Here is an 18,886-nt window from a genome sequence, read left to right as displayed (position 1 = left end):
ACACGGTTATGGCTAAGTTTATTTTCGTTACGGGCGGCGTGGTGTCGGGACTCGGCAAAGGCGTTACGGCGGCGAGTCTTGCGCGGCTACTCAAAGCTCGCGGACACAAAGTTACGCTTCAAAAATTTGACCCGTACTTTAACGTAGATACCTCCAACCTAAGCCCGTATCAGCACGGCGAGGTATACGTTACCGAAGACGGCGGCGAGGTGGATTTGGTTGTGGGGCATTACGAGCGTTTGCTCGGCGAAAACCTCGGAATTAAAAACGACGTTACGAGCGGTCAAATTTATTCGTCGGTGATTGCAAAGGAGCGCGAAGGGTATTACAACGGCGGCACGGTGCAAGTTGTGCCGCACATCACAAACGAAATCAAAGAACGCATATACTCGCTTGCCACGCCCGACAGCGATATAATAATCGTGGAGATAGGCGGCACGGTGGGCGATATAGAGTGCCACCCGTTTTTGGAAGCGATACGGCAGTTTAAGAGCGAGGCGGGCAAAGGCAACGTGCTCTATATTCACGTAACGCTTGTGCCGTATATAGAAATGAGCGGCGAACAAAAAACCAAGCCCACCCAACACAGCGTTAAAGAGTTGCAAAACGTGGGTATACAGCCCGATATCATAGTTTGCCGTTCCGATTATCCGATAGGGGCGGACAGCAAGCGCAAGCTCGGTCTTTTCTGCAACGTGGAAGCCGACTGCATAATTCAAAATCTCACCACCGACAATATATTCAACGTGCCGCTCGCTCTCGAAGAAGACGGACTTGCACGCGCGGCGGTTCGCAAACTGCGGCTCGACGACTGCGAGCCCGATTTGGCTTCATGGCGCGATTTCTGCGCCCGCGCCGAAAAGGTGCACGGCGGAAGCGAAAAGTTGCGCATAGGTCTTGTGGGCAAATACGTTGAACTGCATGACGCTTACGTGTCGCTTACCGAGGCTCTCGACCACAGCGGCATTGCCATGAACACGGGCGTTGAAATAGTTTGGATACCCAGCGAAAAGATGACTCCCGCGGCGGTTTCGCGCCTTGCCTCGCTAAACGGCATAGTTATACCCGCGGGCTTCGGCGAACGCGGTTTCGAAGGCAAAGTGAACGCGGCGAAATTCGCGCGTGAAAACGGCATACCCGCGCTCATGATAGGCATGGGAGCGCAGGCGGGACTTGTGGAATACGCCCGCAGTCACTCCATGGAAAAGGCGAACAGCACCGAGTTCGACCGCAAAACGCCGTATCCCGTTGTGTATTCGCCCTACGACGCGCCGCGTTTCCGTACGGGCGCGTATACGGCTTCTCTCGCTCCCAAATCGCGTTTGCGCGAGATATACGGCGCTGACACTCTTTCGGAGCGTCACCGCCACAAATACGAGTTTAACCCCGCGTTTGCCGCGGAGTTGCAAAAGGCGGGACTTGTGTTCTCGGCAAAGTCCGCGTCGGGCAAAATATACGAAGCGTTCGAGCTTCCCGCGCACCCGTTCTATATAGGCGTTATGTTTCGCCCCGAGTTCAAGTCGCGCCCCGATAATCCGCACCCTTTAATCACGGCATTCATCTCCGCCGCAAAAAATAAAAAGTAAACTCGCTCGCAATGACACGTTTATGTTTCTCTGTCATTGCGAGGAGGGCGTAGCCCGACGAAGCAATCCCATACATGAGAAAGTAATGGCAACTGCACTTGCCTTATGCCTGAGATTGCCACGCTCGTAAACTCGCTCGCAATGACATGGAAAAAGGACGGTTACTTAGCCGTCCTTTTTGCATGCGCTTTTTATATTTCGAAATTCTGCGTTCTGTCCGGTCCCACGCCCACCATTTTAATGGGGCAGTCAATCAGTTTTTCCACTGCGCGAAGATATTTCACGGCGTTTGCGGGCAGGTCGTTAAGGCTCTTTGCTCCCGTCACGTCTTCCGTCCAGCCGTCGAACTCCTCGTAAACGGGTTCGCAACCTTCAAGCTCCGAAATATCCGAAGGGAAATCGCATATTTGTGCGCCGTCCTTTTTGTAAGCAACGCAAACTTTCAATTTGCTTATGCCCGTTAAAGTGTCGAGCTTGTTGAGCGCAATTCCCGTAAGTCCGTTCACTCGCACGGCAAATCTGAGTATAACCGCGTCGAGCCAACCGCAACGGCGGGGTCTGCCCGTAACCGTTCCGAATTCCGCGCCCACGGTGCGTATGCGCTCGCCTATTTCGTCGTCGAGCTCGGTGGGGAAAGGACCTTTGCCCACACGGGTAGTGTACGCTTTGGCAATGCCGAGGCATTCTTTTATAAGGGTAGGACCAACGCCCGCGCCCACGCAAAAGCCGCCCGATACGGGGTGCGAACTCGTCACGTACGGATAAGTTCCCACGTCTAAGTCGAGGAGTGCGCCCTGTGCTCCCTCGAACAGCACGTTTTTGCCGCTCTTAATCGCGTTAAACACAAGCACCGAGGTGTCGCACACGTAAGGCGCAAGCTTTTGGGCGTATTGTTTGTAGTCGGCGAGAGTTTTCTCGAAAGATATAGGTTCGCCGCCGTAAATCTTTGTGATTATATTGTTTTTGATTTCCACGTTGCGTTTGAGTTTTTCTTCGAACACGGCGGGTTTTATAAGGTCGCACATGCGTATGCCTATGCGCTCGGCTTTGTCCATGTAGCAAGGGCCTATTCCGCGCTTTGTCGTGCCTATGTCGCCCGCGCCGCGAGCCTTTTCGCTCAATTCGTCGAGCGCGAGGTGATAGGGCAAAATAACGTGCGCCCGCGCGTCTATTTTAAGGCGGGAAACGTCTACGCCGCTGTCTTTCAACGCGTCCATTTCCGAAAGTATCACGGCGGGGTCTATAACTACGCCGTTGCCCACAACGCACACCGCGCCTTTATAGAGTATGCCGCTCGGAATAAGGCGGAGTTTGTAGGTAACTCCGTTTGCAACAACGGTGTGCCCGGCATTGTTTCCGCCCTGTGCGCGTACCACCATATCCGACTTTTGCGCCAATATATCTATTACTTTGCCTTTGCCTTCGTCGCCCCATTGTGCGCCTACGAGTGCGGTAACTGCCATGTTTGCCTCCGAAACGAAAAATACCTATATATTATATCACAATCGGCTCGAATAGTCAAGGCAATGGCAGTGCGTGAGTAACATTTGACAATTGCTCTCGATAGTATTAAAATGTATTTATGATTATAGATTTTCACACTCACGCGTTTCCCGATTTTCTCGCGCCGCGGGCTATGGAAAGTTTGGCGGCTAGTTCGCAGTATCCGCCCGTGCTAAGCGGCACGGTTGCCAATCTTAAAAGCTCCATGAAAGAGGCGGGCATCGATTATTCGGTTGTGCTGAACATTGCCACAAACGCGAAGCAGACCGCTAACGTAAACGACTTTGCAATAGAGCTTACGAAAGCCGACGGCATAATTCCGTTCGGCTCGGTGCACCCCGATTGCGAAAATATCGCCGCGGAGTTGGCTCGCCTGAAAGCCGCGGGAGTGAAAGGCATTAAGTTTCACCCCGATTTTCAAGACTTTGCGGCGTGCGATAATCGCATGTATAAAATATACGAAAAAGTCGCGGCGTACGGCTTTATTATGCTGTTTCACTGCGGCAAAGACCTCGACCCGCGCATGAAATGCAACTGTCCGCCCAAAGAGTTCGCTCGCGTTGCTCGCGACTTTGCGAGCGCAAAGATTGTGGGAGCGCACCTCGGCGGGCAAGGCATGTGGAGCGAGGTGTTCGAGCACGTTTGCGGGCTTGACGTTTACCTCGACGCGTCTTACGGTTTCGGTTTGCTCACCCGAGAGCAGTTGAAACGCTTTACGGACTCGCACGACGGCAACAAGCTGTTATTCGGCACCGACAGCCCGTGGCAATCGCAAAAACACGACGCGGAAATGATGAAAGAGCGCGTAAAAGACTCAAAGTTATACAGTAAAATAATGGGCGAAAACGCCGCCCGTTTATTGGGACTCAACGCATAAAAGGCTTTTTGCGTATTATTTTTCGGTTTTGGTGGCTGCGACGCAACTGTGACAAGAGCAGTCGGCGGGGAGTTCTTCGGGAAGCTCGGGCGGCTGTTCGCCTTTCAGATTTGCGAAAGCCACGCTCATCATGAGCTTAATTCGGTTAACCTGATTTACCTCGCTTGCGCCGGGGTCGTAGTCTACGGCAACGATGTTCGCTTGCGGATTGTGCGCCTTGAGAGCTTTCATTACGCCTTTGCCCGTAACGTGGTTGGGCAGGCAGGCAAACGGTTGCATGCAGATTATGTTGTTCGTGCCGTTGTGCATGAGCTCGAGCATTTCGGCGGTGAGAAACCAGCCTTCGCCCGCAATGTTGCCGAGCGACACAACCTCGCTTGCCATTTCCGCCATTTTGGATATGTGGGTGGGGGCGCCGAATTTTGTGCCTTTAAGAGCTTTGAGCATGGGCTTTTTGAGTTTTTCTATAAACCAAATGTAGAAATCGGATTTGAACTTGCCCATGCGCGTGCCGTCCAAAAGGCGATAGCGCACGGTGTCGTCGTAGAACGAGTACATGAAGAAATCGAGCAGGTCGGGCACAACCGCTTCGCCGCCCTCGCGCTCTATGAGCTCCACCGCGTGGTTGTTGGCAAGGGGGTGGAACTTAACGAGTATTTCGCCCACTATGCCCACTTTGGGTTTTACGATATCGAGCGTTTCTACGGCTTCGAAATCTTTTACTATGGCCGCCACGTTTTTCTTGAAACGCTTGGTTTCGCCGCGTTCCATTTCCGCCGAAACTATTTCGTTCCATTTCTCGTATACGGCGTTCGCGCTTCCTTTCACTTTTTCGTAGGGGCGCACCTTGTATAAGCACCGCATAAACAGGTCGCCGTAAAGCACCGAATACACCATGCCGAGCATGAGCGGAATGGTTACTTTGAAGCCCGGATTTTTCTCGAGTCCCGCAAAGTTGAGCGAAACTACGGGCACCTGCGCCATATTAGCCTGTTTGAGAGCTTTTCTCAGCAAGGCTATGTAATTTGTCGCCCTGCAAACTCCGCCCGTCTGCGTGAGCATTACGGCGGTTCTGTTGAGGTTGTATTGCCCGCTCATGAGCGCGTCTATAACTTGTCCTACGGTGATTATGGTGGGGTAGCAAGCGTCGTTGTTAACGTACTTAAGACCCGTTTCCACCGCCGTTGAACTTTCGGGTAAAACCTTTATGTTGTAGCCGAATTTGTGCATCGCACGCTCGAGTATGCGCAAATGTATGGGCGAAATCTCGGGCGCGATAATGGTGTAGTTGCTCTTCATTTCTTTGGTGAAAAGCACGCGTTCGCCGCTTGAAACCACTTCTTTGGGGGCGCGGATATTTCTGCGCGTACGTTCTTCGAGCACCGCCATGAGCGAGCGCACGCGTATACGCGCCGCGCCGAGGTTGTTCACCTCGTCTATTTTAAGTACGGTGTATATCTTGCCCGCTTCGTCGAGCAGTTCCTGCACCTGGTCGGTGGTAACGGCGTCGAGTCCGCAACCGAACGAGTTGAGTTGCACGAGGTCCAAACAGTCGCTCGTGCGCACGAATTCCGCCGCGGAATACAGCCGGCTGTGATACGTCCACTGGTCCACAACGCGTATGGGGCGTTGCACGCGCTTAAGGTGCGCTATGCTGTCTTCGGTGAGCACCGCAAATCCGTAAGCGTTTATCATTTCGGGTATGCCGTGATTTATTTCGGGGTCGAGGTGGTAGGGGCGTCCCGCAAGCACTATGCCGTGCTTTCCCGTGCGCTCGAGATAGGCAACCGTTTCTTCGCCCTCTTTGCGTATTTCGTTTTTGAACTTTTCGTTCTCCGCGTACGCTTTGCGTGCGGCGCGTTTGAGCTCTTTTGCGGGGATTTCGGGGAACTCTTCCGCCAAACGCTTTATCATGCGCTCGGGCGTGGCAATGGGCAAAAACGGCGCCATAAACTTAACGCTCGAGCCGAACACCTCGTTCATGTTGTTGCGTATAACTTCGGGGTAAGTTCCCACAACGGGGCAGTTGTAGTGGTTGTCGGCGTTTTTGTCCTCTGCCATTTCGTAGGGAAGGCAGGGATAAAATATGAATTTAATTCCCTTGTTTACAAGCGCGGTTATGTGCCCGTGCACGAGTTTTGCGGGATAGCAAACCGACTCGCTGGGCATGGTGTCTATGCCGAGGTCGTATATGGCGCGCGACGAGCGGGGGCTCAATTCCACGCGGTAGCCGAGGTCGGTAAAGAAGGTGAACCAAAACGGGTAGTTTTCGTACAGGTTGAGTACGCGCGGTATGCCCACTTTGCCGCGTTTGGCGTGCGTTTCGTCGAGCGGCTTATAGTGCGAAAACAGCCGCTTGTATTTGGAGGCGAACAGGTTGGGGGGAAGGTCGGTTTTCTTTTCCTCTTCGCCCGCGCCCTTTTCGCAACGGTTGCCCGTTACGTACTCTCTGCCGTCGTTGAATTTGGAGATGGTGAGCAGGCAGTTGTTGCCGCACTTTCCGCAGCGACTGTTGGTTTTGGATACCGAAAATCCGTCGAGCTCGTCCGCTTTTAAGAGCGTGCTCTCGCCGCCTTGGTAATTGTTGCGGCTGAGTATCGCGCTTCCGTATGCGCCCATAAGCCCCGCTTTGTCGGGGCGGATAACCTCTCTGCCCGAAACAAGCTCGAACGCGCGAAGAACGGACTCGTTGAGGAAAGTTCCGCCCTGAACTATTACTTTTTCGCCCATTTGGCTGCTGTCGCGCAGTTTGATAACCTTGAACAGCGCATTTTTCACTACCGAGTAGGCAAGACCCGCCGAAATATCCGCAACCGTCGCGCCCTCTTTTTGCGCCTGTTTTACGCGCGAGTTCATAAACACTGTGCATCTGCTGCCGAGGTCTACGGGCGCGGAAGATTCGAGTCCTTTTTTTGCGAACTCTTCCGCCGACATGCCGAGCGCGTGCGCGAAAGTTTCTATAAAACTGCCGCAACCCGACGAGCACGCTTCGTTGAGAAGAATATCGTTAATAACGCCGTTTTTAATGCGCAGGCATTTCATATCCTGCCCGCCTATGTCGAGTATGAACTCTACTCCCGGCAATATGGCGTTACTCGCCGTTTGGTGCGCCATGGTTTCTATTTCGCCGGCGTCTATGTGCAGAGCCGACTTTATCATGCCCTCGCCGTAGCCCGTAATGGTACTGCGCCCTATGAACGCGCCTTTGGGGAGAAGGGAGTATATCTCTTTGAGAACGGACACTATGCACTTGAGCGGGTCGCCGCTGTTACTGCCGTACCAAGAGTACAAAAGCGCGCCGTCTTCGTTTATGAGCGCGGCTTTCGTGGTGGTAGAACCCGCGTCTATGCCGAGATAGCAAGGGCCTTCGTGGGTTTTGATATCGGCAAACGGTATTTTGGTTTTTGCGTGACGAGTGCGGAACTGCTCGAGCTCCTCTTTTGAAGAGAAGAGGGCGGGAAGACGTTCCACCTCGTGGGAGTCGATATCTTTGAGTGCCTCGAGTTTACGGAGAAGGTCGGCGGAGCGGAACGCTTCCTTGCCGCTTATCGCCGCGCCTATGGCGTTAAACACCTGACTGTTTTCGGGGAATATCGCTTTTTCGGGCTTGAGCGTATCTGTAAAACGCTTGCCGAGCTCGGTCAGAAAGTGCAACGGTCCGCCCAAGAACGCCACGTTGCCGCGTATGGGCTTGCCGCATGCAAGACCCGATATGGTTTGATTCACAACCGACTGGAAAACCGACGCGGCTATATCGGGCTTTTTCGCTCCGTCGTTGATGAGCGGCTGAATATCGCTTTTTGCGAACACGCCGCAACGCGAGGCGATGGGGTATAGAATGGTATGGCTCTTTGCAAGCTCGTTAAGTCCCGAAGCGTCGGTGCTCAAAAGACTCGCCATTTGGTCTATGAACGCGCCCGTGCCGCCCGCGCAAGTGCCGTTCATGCGCTGTTCTATTCCGCCCGTAAGATAGGTTATCTTCGCGTCCTCGCCGCCGAGCTCTATCGCCACGTCGGTTTCGGGTATAAGCGTTTTTATGGCTTCCACGCCCGCGATAACCTCTTGTATAAACGGTATTCCCAGCCACTCCGAAACGGATATGCCTCCGCTGCCCGTTACCATTACGGTAAAATCATCGTACTTTTCGAGTACGCCGCGAAGTACCGACGCGAGAGTCGCCTTTATATCCGAATAGTGCCTGTCGTAGCTCGAGTGCAATAAGTTTCCGTTTTGGTCGAGCACGGCGGTTTTTATGGTGGTAGAACCTACGTCAAGCCCTATTTTGTATTTAGTCATTGTGTATACCTCGTGTGTGTTGAGTAACGGCAAAGCGTACATTTCATTATATAACGAAAATAATTTTCTGTCAAGCTGTTGACAAGCCGCACCGATTGTTGTATAATACATAAACAGTCGGCTCGAGCGCAATTTGCTATCAGTCGGCGCTAAAATACGCGGAGGTGGCGGAACTGGCAGACGCGCAGGTTTCAGACGCCTGTGGTTAATTCTCGTGTGGGTTCAAATCCCATCCTCCGCACCAACGAAAAATGTCGTAATTCGTCGAAAAAGACAGATTGCGACTTTTTTATATTATTGAGTGATGAAATAAATTGAATTGACAATATTGGTTTTTGTATGATATACTTTTCATATGAAAAAATTCGGAATATATTTAGTTTTAGCTTTATTATTAGCATATAGTTTATATGGGTGCGATGCGACTAATATAGATTCATTTAGTAAAGATATAAATGAAAATGATTTGAAATTTGTTATTTTGTCAAGCGTTTTTTAATAGGTTTTAAGAAGTTTTTTTATTTTTTCTTAAATATACCCGAAAACGGGCGAAAAGTCAAGCGAAGGGCGGGCGAGTGAGCCGCATTTGCGGCGATTTTACCGCCGAATATCGAAAAAAGGGCGCACAAAAGCACCGCCGCCCGTTCGGGCGCGGTTGCGTTCGCCCAATGTTGCTGCTGTCGGTGTAGGTTAAGTGTTTACGCCGCTTTCGGCTTTAATAATCGAACGTGATAAACTCCCGCCGCCGCGTTTTTCAATTCGTCCAACAATTCGGCGCGTTTTTCGAGCGGGGTTTGCCAAGCCCGCCGCCCGTTTTTATCGCGGAGCGCGGAGTGCGGGCAATTATTGTACCGATTGCACCAATCGAGCATTTTTTCGCGCAATTCCTCGTATGTTGTAAACGTCAAAAAGCGGTAAAAATTTTCGCTGTCGGTACGGTGCGACCGTTCGACTTTTCCGTTATGACGGGGCGTATATGCCCGTATGAGTTGATGTTTGATTTTTAACTTGTTCATTATTTCGTCGGCGATATGTACCTTTTTGCAACCCGCCCCGCGCGGGTTTGTAAACTCGCCGCCGTTGTCCGTTTGAATACAATCGGGGATATACCCAAAAAAGACGATTGCACGCTTTATAAAGTCGCGCGTCGCCCTTGCCGATTGCTCCGTATAAGGGTAAATAAACCGCTCGCGCGTTGCTTCGTCAATCATTGTATATTGAAAAAATCGCGTCCGTTTTTCGTCGGTCGGTACAACGCCTTTGTAACATTCGCGCGGGACGTATTTTACGTCCATTTGCATTTTTACGCCGAGCATTTGCGGCGTGTCATACGGTTGCGGGATATAGCCGTCGTATTCGCGGGCGGGGCGGAGTTTGTGCTTCATTAAATACCGATAAAAACCGCCGTATGTGCGCGAGTAACCGTATTGCGTGCGCAATACGCCCAACGCTTCCGCGTAACTTATGTCGGGACGTTCGGCGAAAACGGCGGCGATGTGCGCCGCTTCCGCGTCCGTGTGTGCGTTCGGGTGCGGGGTATGCGGGCGGCTCGACTTGTTTTCAAGGCTTGCAAGCGTGCCGTCGTATTGCCGCCGCCAACGGTAAAGGCTTTGTACCGTGCATTTTGATTTTTTCGCGGCGTAAAAGTAGTCGCCGCATTTGCCCCATAATTCGAGGGCTTTTTGTTTTTCGCGTGCCGTGAATTTGATACCTTTCATAATTCCTCCGTGAAGTAAAAGCGGGCGACCGTGATGTGTCGCCCGCTTGCGTGTTTTATTGCTTTTTTTCTAATTGTTCAACCGCCCAACGTAAAAACTCTGCTTTACCCATACCCGCCGCCGCGATAGCGGCGCAAATACGCTCGTATTCGGCGGGCAATAGGTTTACAAGAAAACGCTCGTATTTGCCGTTGATTTTTGCCGCGTACTTTTTGTCGGCGGCTTTTTGCGCTTCGCTTCGTGCCATATCCGCCCCCCCCCTTAAAAAATATCGTTTTCGGCGACAAATGCCTTCAAACTTTCAAAAGTGGGGCAATCGGCTTTTGATACGTTCGCGCTAACCGTTACGCGCTCCGCCGTCTTTGATACCGTCCACGACGCTTTATTTTCGCGTACCGTGTAAACCTTGCCGTCTTTTTCGATAGTCATATAATACCTCCCGTTAAAAATCAATTTCGACGTAAATTGTCTTTTCGTCGCTGTCTTTCGTCCACTCGTGGCGCGTCCATTTTTCGACGTAGCCGTCGTATTCTTTCTTGTAGCCGTCGGCGCGAAGTTGTTTGTGTATTTTCTTTAATTCGTCCGCGCTGTTTGCGTGCATTGTTTCCGCGCTTGCCATAATTACCTCCGTTTTTTAATTATTTGCCGTCAATGTGCTTTTATACGGGTTGACAACCCGCCGCCCGATATGCTATAATAGGTCTTACGAGTGGGGCGGTTGCGCCCGCCCCGCTCTGCCTATAACCGATTATTTATTATCGGTTGTTGTGGTTGCCTTGCTCGGCTTCGGCTTTTTGAGGGTTATCGTAACTTTGACTCGTTCCACCGTGTCGTTACTTTCAACCGCTTTCGCCAAGTCCTGCAAGGCTTTTGTTATGTTTTCCATAACGCGCACCTCCTTTAATTATTCAAGGTCTTTTTCCTTACCTTGTGATTATATTATATCATAGTGCCTATGATATGTCAACACTTTTAACGCACTTTTTCAAAAAAATTTTTACTTTTTTTAAGCAAAAAACGCTCCCGATGTTGGGGCGTTTTTCGGTGTGCCGATAACGGTCAACACATAATTTTATAGCCGCGTCGCATTGACAAACCCTTGCGGAAGTTGTATAATAATTTTGCTACAAACCTTATACACGCGCAAGAGCCGCCAAACGCGGCAAGGCTAACGGAATACCGCAAAAACCTTTTTATCGGTCTTGCGACAACCTTGCTTATATTATATATCGGTTGACCGAGATTGTCAAGGCTTCTTGAGCGCGTTATAAGAAAAAATAACCCGTACAAGGAGTCTTTTTCTATGACGCTAAACGACCGAATATTCGACCTATTAAAACAAAAAGGCAAGTCGCAAACGGATATTGCCCGATTGCTTAACGTGCGCCCGACAACCGTGTCGGAGTGGAAAAAAGGCAAGTACGCGCCGACGGTCGAGCATTGCGTAACGCTTGCCGACTATTTCTGCGTTTCGCTTGATTACCTAATTACGGGGCGCGAGCCGCGCGGCGCACCCGTACAACAAATTATCGGCAACAATAACTCGAATAATACCGCCATAGCGGGCGACGCGACGGGGGCGGTGCTTACGGAATACGAGCGTGAATTATTAAAAGTTGCGGGGGCGTTCGATATGCGACGCAAAACCGAATTATTAAACTTTGCATATCAAATTAAAAAACAAATAAAAAGCGAAGGAGGCTTTTAATTATGATGTGGTTTTACAAACTTAAACGGTCGGTACGGGTTATAATTGCCGTCGTTGCGTGGTTGCCCGTGTTCATATTCTGCGGCATTATCGGGGGCGACATCGGCGAAAACGCCGAGAATTTGCAAACGTGGCAAGCGATTGTATTTTTGCTTTTGCTTGCCGTCGGCGTGGTGTTTACGGTTTTTGCCGTGCTTGCCCGCAAGCGTGAAAAGCAAGCGGAGCGGGACGCGCAACCCGCCGCCGCGCCCGAACGGCAAAAAGATACGCCGCCCGCCGCCGATGTACGGCGACCTTCAGTTGTTACAATGTCCGACGCGGCAATACGCGCTCCCGAAAAGCGCAAGCCCGCGCCGCTTAATACATACCCGACAACGGTTAGAATTACGCCATTTGACCGCCGTGTCGCGGGAATTGATGTAAAGGTCGGCGACGCGGTTGTTATAAAGTATGAGGGCGACGCGGTTATGCGGTCGAGCGGCGGCTATCCTATAATCGACGCAAATTGTTATATCGGCGACGTAAAAATAGGTTTATTCCCATACGGTAAATATTTGCGGGCAATTTACGGCGGGCGCGACTATCCTTGTTCGATTGCGTCAATCGAAAATAACGACGGCAAATACGATATATCGGTAAACATTGACTTGCCGTTCATAAAAGATAGCAAATTGCCGCTTATAACAAAATTAAACGGTGTTACGTTTAACGGGCGGCAAGATACGCTCGCCGCGTCGGTCGTAGGGGATAGCGTATTGATAAAACATAACCCGAACGACGAATACCCGAATACCGTCGAAGTGTTTAATGTCGCGCTTGACGCTTCTTGTGGTGTGATACCGAGCGACAACGGCGAAAAACTGTTAAAAAAATATAAAGCGGGTTGCAAATTCAACGGCGTTATAACGTCTATATACGGCGGGGGCGGTGGTAAGAATTACGGAGTCGATATAATGATTTTATCGCAAGCATAGTAAAAGCGGGGCGCAAATATGCGTCCCGCTTTTTTAGTCGTTAATCGTTTTGTATAGTGCCGCCGTATAGCGTGCAATCGTTTTGTCGCGGCTTTCGCGCGGCGTGATTTTTGCGTCTTTGTAATACGTCGTAAAATACTCCGTAATTATTTTGATTTGAAAATTTTTGTCGGTGCGCGTATCGTCCGCGATTGCCCGCCGCACGCACTTGTCCTCCGTAGTATTCAAAAATACGACCTTTGCTTTTAGGCGGGCGGCAAGTCGGTCGCGGTCTGCCTTTTTCGGTAAACCCGCGATAACCCAACAACGGGGCGCGTCGATTGCGCTTTGTTCTATCAAGGCATAAATATAATCGCGTATATCGAATATTGTAGCGTTCAAATTGTTTAACGGCATTTTGCCGTCGTAAAAACTTACCGCCGCCCGTATCGCGTCAAGGTCAACAACGAAGTCGCCGAGTTGCATATTTTCTTTGACGTAACGCGTTTTGCCGCTTGCGGGCGCACCGCATACAATTACAACGTCCATAATTACACCTTCTTGTTTTTCAAGTCGTAGAGCGTCGCTTCGATTTGGTTTTGTACCCACGCGCCCACGTCGCCGAAGTTCGCTTGTATGTAGTCTTTTGCTTCGGTCGATAACTGCGCTTGCGCCGCTTCCGCCGCCTGTTGCAAGGCGCGTTTTTGCGCTTCCTGCGTCCACGCTTCCGTACCTTTGATTGCTTGTACATAGGTTTGATACGTCGCCTTGACGACCGACGCGATAACGTCCACAATGCCCGATAAAAGGGCTTGCGCCTTTTGGTTTTTGATTTTGGTCGATACAAGCGTTTTGACCTTAACCAATACCCAAGAGCCGAGCGCGGTAAGCAACGCGGCGGCGACCGTAATTGCGATGTTGATTAAAATTTGTTGCCAATTCATAGTTAATCGTCCTCCGATTTTTTATTTTGCTTTGCCTGCTTCGGTGGTGTTTCGGGCAACGCCATAATGTCGTTGTAAAGTTCCGTTATAACGCCGTTGCCGCCGAGCGCGTGATATGCTTCATATTCGCGCCGCACCGCGTCCTTCGCGTAAACGGGGCAATAGCCGCGCTCGACCCACTTTTCATTTTGCCGTATGATTTCGGCGCGTAAAAGACATTGCGTGCCGTTTTCGAGGGCTTTGTGCCGCTGTTTGCCCGACTTAAAATGCGCGATAACCGCCGTTACGACGACCCCGACGGTGGTACTTATAAACGCCGTTAAAATGGTTGCCGCGATGTTCACGTTACACCTCGATAAACCACTCGTCGCGTAACGACGTTTGCCCGCTTGCGGCGATTTCGTCCTTTGTTTTGCCGTCGAGGGCGTTTACCCATATTTCCCGCGCGTCGTCGATTTCGCGTTGCGTGAGTATGCCCTTCGCCTTGTCTGCGTTCGCGGTTTCGAGCCATTTGTCAACACTAAAAACCGCCGTCCCGCTTTTTGCTTCCTGCTTGTTTGCCATAATAAATTACCTCCGTTTTTTATTTTGCTTTTTGGTGTAGTTGCTTACAATGCGTTTGAGTTTACTTTTCGGCGCATACGGGTAAATGTACTTTTTATAAAACCCGCAAGCGTTTATGTGCGATAACCAACCGATAAGCGATAAAAGACTCATCGCTTGCCGCACCGTGATATAACCCGTCTTTTTGACCTTGCGCACGCGGCGGCATAATCGAAAAAATATGCGCTTGCGCAAAATGGTTTTGTGCTTATAAAAGCGATACCCAACAAAGTCTATCGGGCGGGAGTTTAACCGCCATACTTGCCAATTATCTTTTAACTTTAAGCCGATACCGTGCAAATACTCGTTTATCGCCGCGACCGCTCGGCGCAACTTTCTTTTGTTGCTGTCGATTAAAACCATATCGTCGACGTACCGCACATAATATTTGATGTGTAATTGTTCTTTTACATAGTGGTCGAGTCCCTCCAAGTAAAAATTTGAAAACCATTGCGACGTATAGTAGCCAATAGGTAAGTGGTCGCCGCCGTTTTCGAGTATTTTGCCGATAAGTTCCAACATTCGCCCGTCTTTAATTTTGCGCTTCCACATATCAAGCAAGACGGGCGGGCGCACGCTGTCGAAAAACTTTGATATATCAAGTTTTGCGCAATACCGCATTTTGCCGTCGTGTATTGCCGTTTCGACGTAAGCCTTCGCGTCAATGCCGCCGCGATTTGGTATGCTCCCGCAACAATACCGATACATACCGCGCATTATTACGGGTTGCAACGCCGTTATAACGAGCCAATGTATAATTTGGTCGGGGTAAAATTTCGGTATCGTAATAGTGCGTTGCTTGCGGCAAGAATTGTCGTATATTACGCACGTTTGCGACGGCGATAATTTCACGTCGCCCGCTTCGAGCATTGTTTTGATTTCCTGCGCATAGCGGTCGATGTCGTCTATTATCTGACGTATATAGGCGCGGTCGGTTTTGCCCTTTGCCGCATTGCGTATCGCCTTTTTGATAAAGTCGATGTCGCACATAGTTTCGTACAAATGACCGACCCGCTTCATTTCCTTTAATCTCCTTGCGGTCGTTCAATTCTTTACTAAACCGCCCTCTTTGTGGAGTGTTTTTTGCCAAGTGGCAAGGACTGTCCGCGCTTTAAGCGAATATATCAAGATTAAATGCGACCCCCGATGTTCGCGTTCGTGTTCGACGGCGAATAATTACCGTTCCAATTCCACAAACCCGCGTTCGTGCCGTTGTTCCAATTACCGCCAACGTACAGCACCGAGCCGCCCGAGTTCGAGCGGGGAGTGTGCCGACTGCCCTTTATTATTCGGTTAAATTGATTTATACGTTAAGGGGGGAGTCCCCCTTAACAAACCCCCTTAAAGAGGCTTTTTGCAAAGGCGACCCCCGATGAACGCGTACGCGCTCGACGGCGAATAACCACCGTCCCAAGACCACAAACCCGCGCTCGTGCCGCTGAGCCAATCACCGCCAACGTACAGCACCGAGCCGCCCGAGTTCGAGTAGTCGCAAAAATACGTTGTTGCGCTTCCGCCGCTCGTTTCGGCGGCGTACTGTATAAGCGGGTTTCGGTTAAGCGGAGCGACCTTTTTTATGTAGCCGCCCGACGTGCGGTTTCCGTGATAAACATACGGCGACGTGATTTTGCCCGCCGCGTAAGATTTCGGGTCGGTGCAAACAAATATTTTTTCTTTGTAACTGTTGTCGCCGCCAAACGATATACCGTCGCACCAAGTATAAGTATTGCCCCATAAATTCTCGATACCGCGATATTTGCAAGCGTGTTTTCCGTCGGTGTTACTAACCTCCGACCCCGACGGCGTTTTGACCGCGTCCGTTCTGCCTGTTGCAACCGCCGCCGAATTGCCGTTTGCATATCCGTACATAATGCTTTGCGAGTTCGTCGTTTTCATTTCAACGAGCCATAATTCTTTGATTATCAAGTCAATCAAAAAATCGTACTGTTGATAGCCGTCGCCGTTCGCTTTGCAAGCGGTACGGAGCGCGTCGCAAGTGATGTTTACAAGCACGGTCGCGCCCGTTTTGGAGTAGGCGCGGGACGAATTGCCGCTCGCTTCGTACTTGCCGACAAGGATATAATCAAGTTCGTTGCCTTCGCCGTCGACGAAAAGGGTTGAAAAACCGTCGTACCGCACACCCGATATTTGGTGCTTAAACGTGCCGTCGGCGTTCGGCGTGATTTTCGCGTAAAATTTCGGTATCTTGATAAATACGTTGCCCGCCGCGTCCGTTACTTCCTGCATATCGCAATACGGATAACAACGGTCGAAGTCGGACGTAATATCGGTCGTGCCAACCGTTACGTTTAACCCGACCGCGTCGTCTGTGCGGATAAGGGCGGAGGGGTTAGACGACCCGACTTTATCAACGCCGTAAATTTTCGCTTTTTCAAAGTTTAACATTGTTTAATTGCCTCCTTTAAGGGCGGATATTTCCGCAAATATTTTTTTGAATACTTTGTCGATTTCGCCGCCGCGCGTATATCCGACGGCTTTTTCCGCTTCCGCCGCCTGCGCCGCGTAAATAACGGTTTTTGCCGCTTCCGCTTCGGTTGCGGTTGCGGCGGTGTCCGCGTGCGCGGCTTTTGCGATTTTGTCGCCGCTATGTACAAGGTCGTCGGCGGGGTATGTCGCTTGCGGCTCGCCGTTAAGTGTAACCTTCGTGCCTTGCTTTTCGGCAATTTGCGTTTCAAGTTCGGCGACCTTGTCGCTTGCGGCGGTTGCTGTTTCCGCCGCCGCGTCTGCCGTATCGACTGCGTCCGCCGCCGTATCGTTTGCCGACTTGATTTGCGCGTCAAGTCCGTTTGCGGTTGCAAGCGCATTATCGGCGTTTGTCTTTGCCGCATTTGCCGTCGATACCGCATTATCGGACTTTGTGTTTGCGCCGTTTGCTGTGGTAACTGCCGCCGCCGCTTTGGTGCGTGCGTCGTTCGATGTATCAACCGCGTTATTTGCCGTTGTAACGGCGTTTTTTGCGGTTGCAAGCGCATTGTCGACGATTGCCTTCATTGTGGCATAATCGCAAACGGGTTTTATCAAGCGCGTTAAATTTACGATTTGCGTCCCCGATATTTCAAAGGAATATATCGGGAGTTCGTATGCCGTATTTACGTTGTCCGCTTCCGCCGCGTAAACGTCGTTTTGTTCGAGTTCGCGGTTTAAGGCTTCCCAAGACGTTTGCACTTTCGCAATGAGCGTTACGTTCAATTCGTCGGCGGGGTGGTACGTTTCGATACGGGCGACGACGTAACCCTTGAACGTGTCGAAAATTTGCGGGCGCAAGATTTCGGGCGCGGTAATTTCCGCCATACGCGCACAAACCACAAACGCGCCCGTCCCGACTTGAATTTGATTGCCGCCGACGACGCTTGCGGCGAGTTCGTCGCCGTAATTCAAATAATAGCCGTGCGCGTTGTTTTGGTCGATAAAGCGCGATTTTACTTCGAGCGCGTATAAATTCGCGTTAAAATTGCTTTGCCCTTGAAAAGTAACGGGTTTTATCATTGCTTGCCTCCTATGCTTTGATTATTTCGGTCAAAAGTATTTTCTTAAAACCGAGTTTAATTTTGGTGCTTTTGCCGCTTCCGTTTAGCGTCGTTATTTTTTCGCTTATGGGGAGCGTCTTGTAAAGTTTGCCGTCGTAGTATAGCGCAACCTTCGTATATAGCCGATAGCCCGAAAAATCGAGCGGGTCGATTACGGCGTTATTGTCGATTATGATATTATCGACGTATCGGGCGTTTGCAAGTTCGTTGACGGCGTTAAACTGCGCGTCGGCTAAATACTCGGACTCGTAATATTTCGCCTTTACGGGGTATAATCTGCCCGCGATGTTGCCGCTTGCGTCCGCCTGTACAATATCGTTGTTTTTCGTTCGGTAATAATACACGGTCGCAAGGGTGGACGGGCGGGGTTTATATTTCGGGATATATACGGGCGAGCCGTCGTCGTTAAATACGGGGTTGCCGTTTTCGTCGGTCTTTTGCGTGGTGGTGTAAACGATGTTGCCGTCCGCGTCCGTTTCGGGCGTGTCAACCTTGTATTTGATAGTTGCAACCGCTTTGTTTGTTGCGGTCGATGTAGTTGTCAACTCGTGTATAAAGTCGCTTAAATTGATTGTTACGCGGTCGTTGCACTTAACGAACGTAAAAACGATTTTGCCCGCCGCGACGTTGTACTTGCTTTCGATGTTGTACTCGTAATATTTCAAGTAGCATTTCAAAAACTTGTACGCGTTTACGAGTTGATACGTTCCTTGCAAACTGCCGTATGTATCGGTCGTATCGGTATTGTCGGTCGGAATAATCACGTCGACTGGTATCAAACGCGTTGCCGCGTCCGCGCCGTTAAATACCGCCGCTTTTACCTTTTCAAAGATTTTCGATAACCGCGCGTCAAAACTGCCGTCGGCGGTAAAATCAAGCAATATTTCGGTGTCCCACAAAGTTTTGAAGTCGAGTCCTTTTACCTTGCGTTTGTTGTTTTCGGGGGTAACTTCGTCGGCAAAACAAGCGTATTGATAATTGCCCGCGTCGTCGTTCAAAACAACGATTTTTGCGTCGTTCACGTCCTCGTCGTTCACGCCTTCGGCGGTAAAAGAGTCATTATCGTAAACGCGCGTCGTCAAGTCATACGTCGCGTTGTCGACGTTCGTTATATGCCGTTTGTTTTCGTCGTAAATTGCTATATACACGC

Annotated in this window: 20 protein-coding genes and 1 tRNA gene; 6 read left to right on the top strand and 15 right to left on the bottom strand. The window is 50.6% G+C overall.

From position 1 onward, the window contains the following. Positions 1-8: 8 nt before the first annotated feature. Positions 9-1,586: a CTP synthase gene (locus NFR55_RS04545; protein ID WP_251546756.1), complete on the top strand. Its 1,578-nt coding sequence runs from the start codon at positions 9-11 to the stop codon at positions 1,584-1,586. Positions 1,587-1,777: 191 nt separating this feature from the next. Here the strand turns inward: NFR55_RS04545 and NFR55_RS04540 are convergent, their stop codons facing one another. Next, entirely contained in the window at positions 1,778-3,049 is a 1,272-nt protein-coding gene (locus NFR55_RS04540) for an adenylosuccinate synthase (RefSeq protein ID WP_251546755.1), read from the bottom strand. Between the two features lie 119 nt (positions 3,050-3,168). Here NFR55_RS04540 and NFR55_RS04535 point away from each other — a divergent pair, with 119 nt between their 5' ends. After that, the gene (locus NFR55_RS04535; RefSeq protein ID WP_251546753.1) at positions 3,169-3,966 is read left to right on the top strand and encodes an amidohydrolase family protein; all 798 of its coding nucleotides are present in this window, start codon (positions 3,169-3,171) and stop codon (positions 3,964-3,966) included. A gap of 15 nt (positions 3,967-3,981) precedes the next feature. On the opposite strand, the gene NFR55_RS04530 is transcribed toward NFR55_RS04535, so the two are convergent. Further along, positions 3,982-8,262, bottom strand: a complete 4,281-nt coding sequence (locus NFR55_RS04530) for a 2-hydroxyacyl-CoA dehydratase (RefSeq protein WP_251546751.1) — start codon at positions 8,260-8,262, stop codon at positions 3,982-3,984. A 158-nt stretch (positions 8,263-8,420) separates the two neighbouring features. On the opposite strand from NFR55_RS04530, the gene NFR55_RS04525 reads away from it, so the two are divergent. Further along, positions 8,421-8,506 (top strand) — tRNA-Leu (locus NFR55_RS04525). A gap of 111 nt (positions 8,507-8,617) precedes the next feature. Continuing rightward, positions 8,618-8,761 (top strand): hypothetical protein, encoded by a 144-nt coding sequence (locus NFR55_RS04520; RefSeq protein ID WP_251546749.1) that lies wholly within the window; start codon positions 8,618-8,620, stop codon positions 8,759-8,761. Between the two features lie 199 nt (positions 8,762-8,960). Here NFR55_RS04520 and NFR55_RS04515 read toward each other — a convergent pair whose 3' ends face one another. The 5 genes from NFR55_RS04515 to NFR55_RS04495 form a co-directional block, all read right to left on the bottom strand. Continuing rightward, positions 8,961-9,980 (bottom strand): DDE-type integrase/transposase/recombinase, encoded by a 1,020-nt coding sequence (locus NFR55_RS04515; protein ID WP_251546747.1) that lies wholly within the window; start codon positions 9,978-9,980, stop codon positions 8,961-8,963. A gap of 55 nt (positions 9,981-10,035) precedes the next feature. Next, complete coding sequence (locus NFR55_RS04510) at positions 10,036-10,227, bottom strand: hypothetical protein (protein WP_251546745.1); 192 nt, start codon at positions 10,225-10,227, stop codon at positions 10,036-10,038. Positions 10,228-10,241: 14 nt separating this feature from the next. Further along, positions 10,242-10,409 (bottom strand): hypothetical protein, encoded by a 168-nt coding sequence (locus NFR55_RS04505; protein ID WP_251546743.1) that lies wholly within the window; start codon positions 10,407-10,409, stop codon positions 10,242-10,244. 13 nt (positions 10,410-10,422) lie between these two features. Beyond that, a complete protein-coding gene (locus NFR55_RS04500; protein ID WP_251546741.1) occupies positions 10,423-10,599 on the bottom strand; it encodes a hypothetical protein in 177 nt (58 codons plus the stop codon). Positions 10,600-10,728: 129 nt separating this feature from the next. Continuing rightward, positions 10,729-10,866 (bottom strand): hypothetical protein, encoded by a 138-nt coding sequence (locus tag NFR55_RS04495; RefSeq protein WP_251546739.1) that lies wholly within the window; start codon positions 10,864-10,866, stop codon positions 10,729-10,731. 417 nt (positions 10,867-11,283) lie between these two features. Between NFR55_RS04495 and NFR55_RS04490 the strand changes: the two genes are divergently transcribed. Then, entirely contained in the window at positions 11,284-11,688 is a 405-nt protein-coding gene (locus NFR55_RS04490) for a helix-turn-helix transcriptional regulator (protein ID WP_251546737.1), read from the top strand. A gap of 2 nt (positions 11,689-11,690) precedes the next feature. After that, a complete protein-coding gene (locus tag NFR55_RS04485; RefSeq protein ID WP_251546735.1) occupies positions 11,691-12,662 on the top strand; it encodes a hypothetical protein in 972 nt (323 codons plus the stop codon). A 33-nt stretch (positions 12,663-12,695) separates the two neighbouring features. Here the strand turns inward: NFR55_RS04485 and NFR55_RS04480 are convergent, their stop codons facing one another. The 8 genes from NFR55_RS04480 to NFR55_RS04445 all read right to left on the bottom strand — a co-directional run bounded on the left by NFR55_RS04480 (position 12,696) and on the right by NFR55_RS04445 (position 18,884). Then, a complete protein-coding gene (locus NFR55_RS04480; protein ID WP_251546733.1) occupies positions 12,696-13,190 on the bottom strand; it encodes an AAA family ATPase in 495 nt (164 codons plus the stop codon). Between the two features lie 2 nt (positions 13,191-13,192). Further along, positions 13,193-13,585 (bottom strand): hypothetical protein, encoded by a 393-nt coding sequence (locus tag NFR55_RS04475; RefSeq protein ID WP_251546732.1) that lies wholly within the window; start codon positions 13,583-13,585, stop codon positions 13,193-13,195. 2 nt (positions 13,586-13,587) lie between these two features. Continuing rightward, complete coding sequence (locus tag NFR55_RS04470; protein ID WP_251546730.1) at positions 13,588-13,929, bottom strand: hypothetical protein; 342 nt, start codon at positions 13,927-13,929, stop codon at positions 13,588-13,590. Between the two features lies 1 nt (position 13,930). After that, complete coding sequence (locus NFR55_RS04465; RefSeq protein ID WP_251546728.1) at positions 13,931-14,149, bottom strand: hypothetical protein; 219 nt, start codon at positions 14,147-14,149, stop codon at positions 13,931-13,933. A 6-nt stretch (positions 14,150-14,155) separates the two neighbouring features. After that, positions 14,156-15,208 (bottom strand): RNA-directed DNA polymerase, encoded by a 1,053-nt coding sequence (locus tag NFR55_RS04460; protein WP_251546726.1) that lies wholly within the window; start codon positions 15,206-15,208, stop codon positions 14,156-14,158. Between the two features lie 321 nt (positions 15,209-15,529). Further along, positions 15,530-16,594 (bottom strand): hypothetical protein, encoded by a 1,065-nt coding sequence (locus tag NFR55_RS04455; protein ID WP_251546724.1) that lies wholly within the window; start codon positions 16,592-16,594, stop codon positions 15,530-15,532. A gap of 3 nt (positions 16,595-16,597) precedes the next feature. After that, a complete protein-coding gene (locus NFR55_RS04450) occupies positions 16,598-17,695 on the bottom strand; it encodes a hypothetical protein (RefSeq protein ID WP_251546722.1) in 1,098 nt (365 codons plus the stop codon). Between the two features lie 10 nt (positions 17,696-17,705). Continuing rightward, a complete protein-coding gene (locus NFR55_RS04445) occupies positions 17,706-18,884 on the bottom strand; it encodes a hypothetical protein (RefSeq protein WP_251546720.1) in 1,179 nt (392 codons plus the stop codon). Positions 18,885-18,886 lie beyond the last annotated feature (2 nt).

This window comes from Pumilibacter intestinalis, assembly GCF_943193005.1.
Lineage (GTDB): Bacteria > Bacillota > Clostridia > Christensenellales > Pumilibacteraceae > Pumilibacter > Pumilibacter intestinalis.
This window is presented reverse-complemented; position numbering and strand designations above follow the sequence as displayed.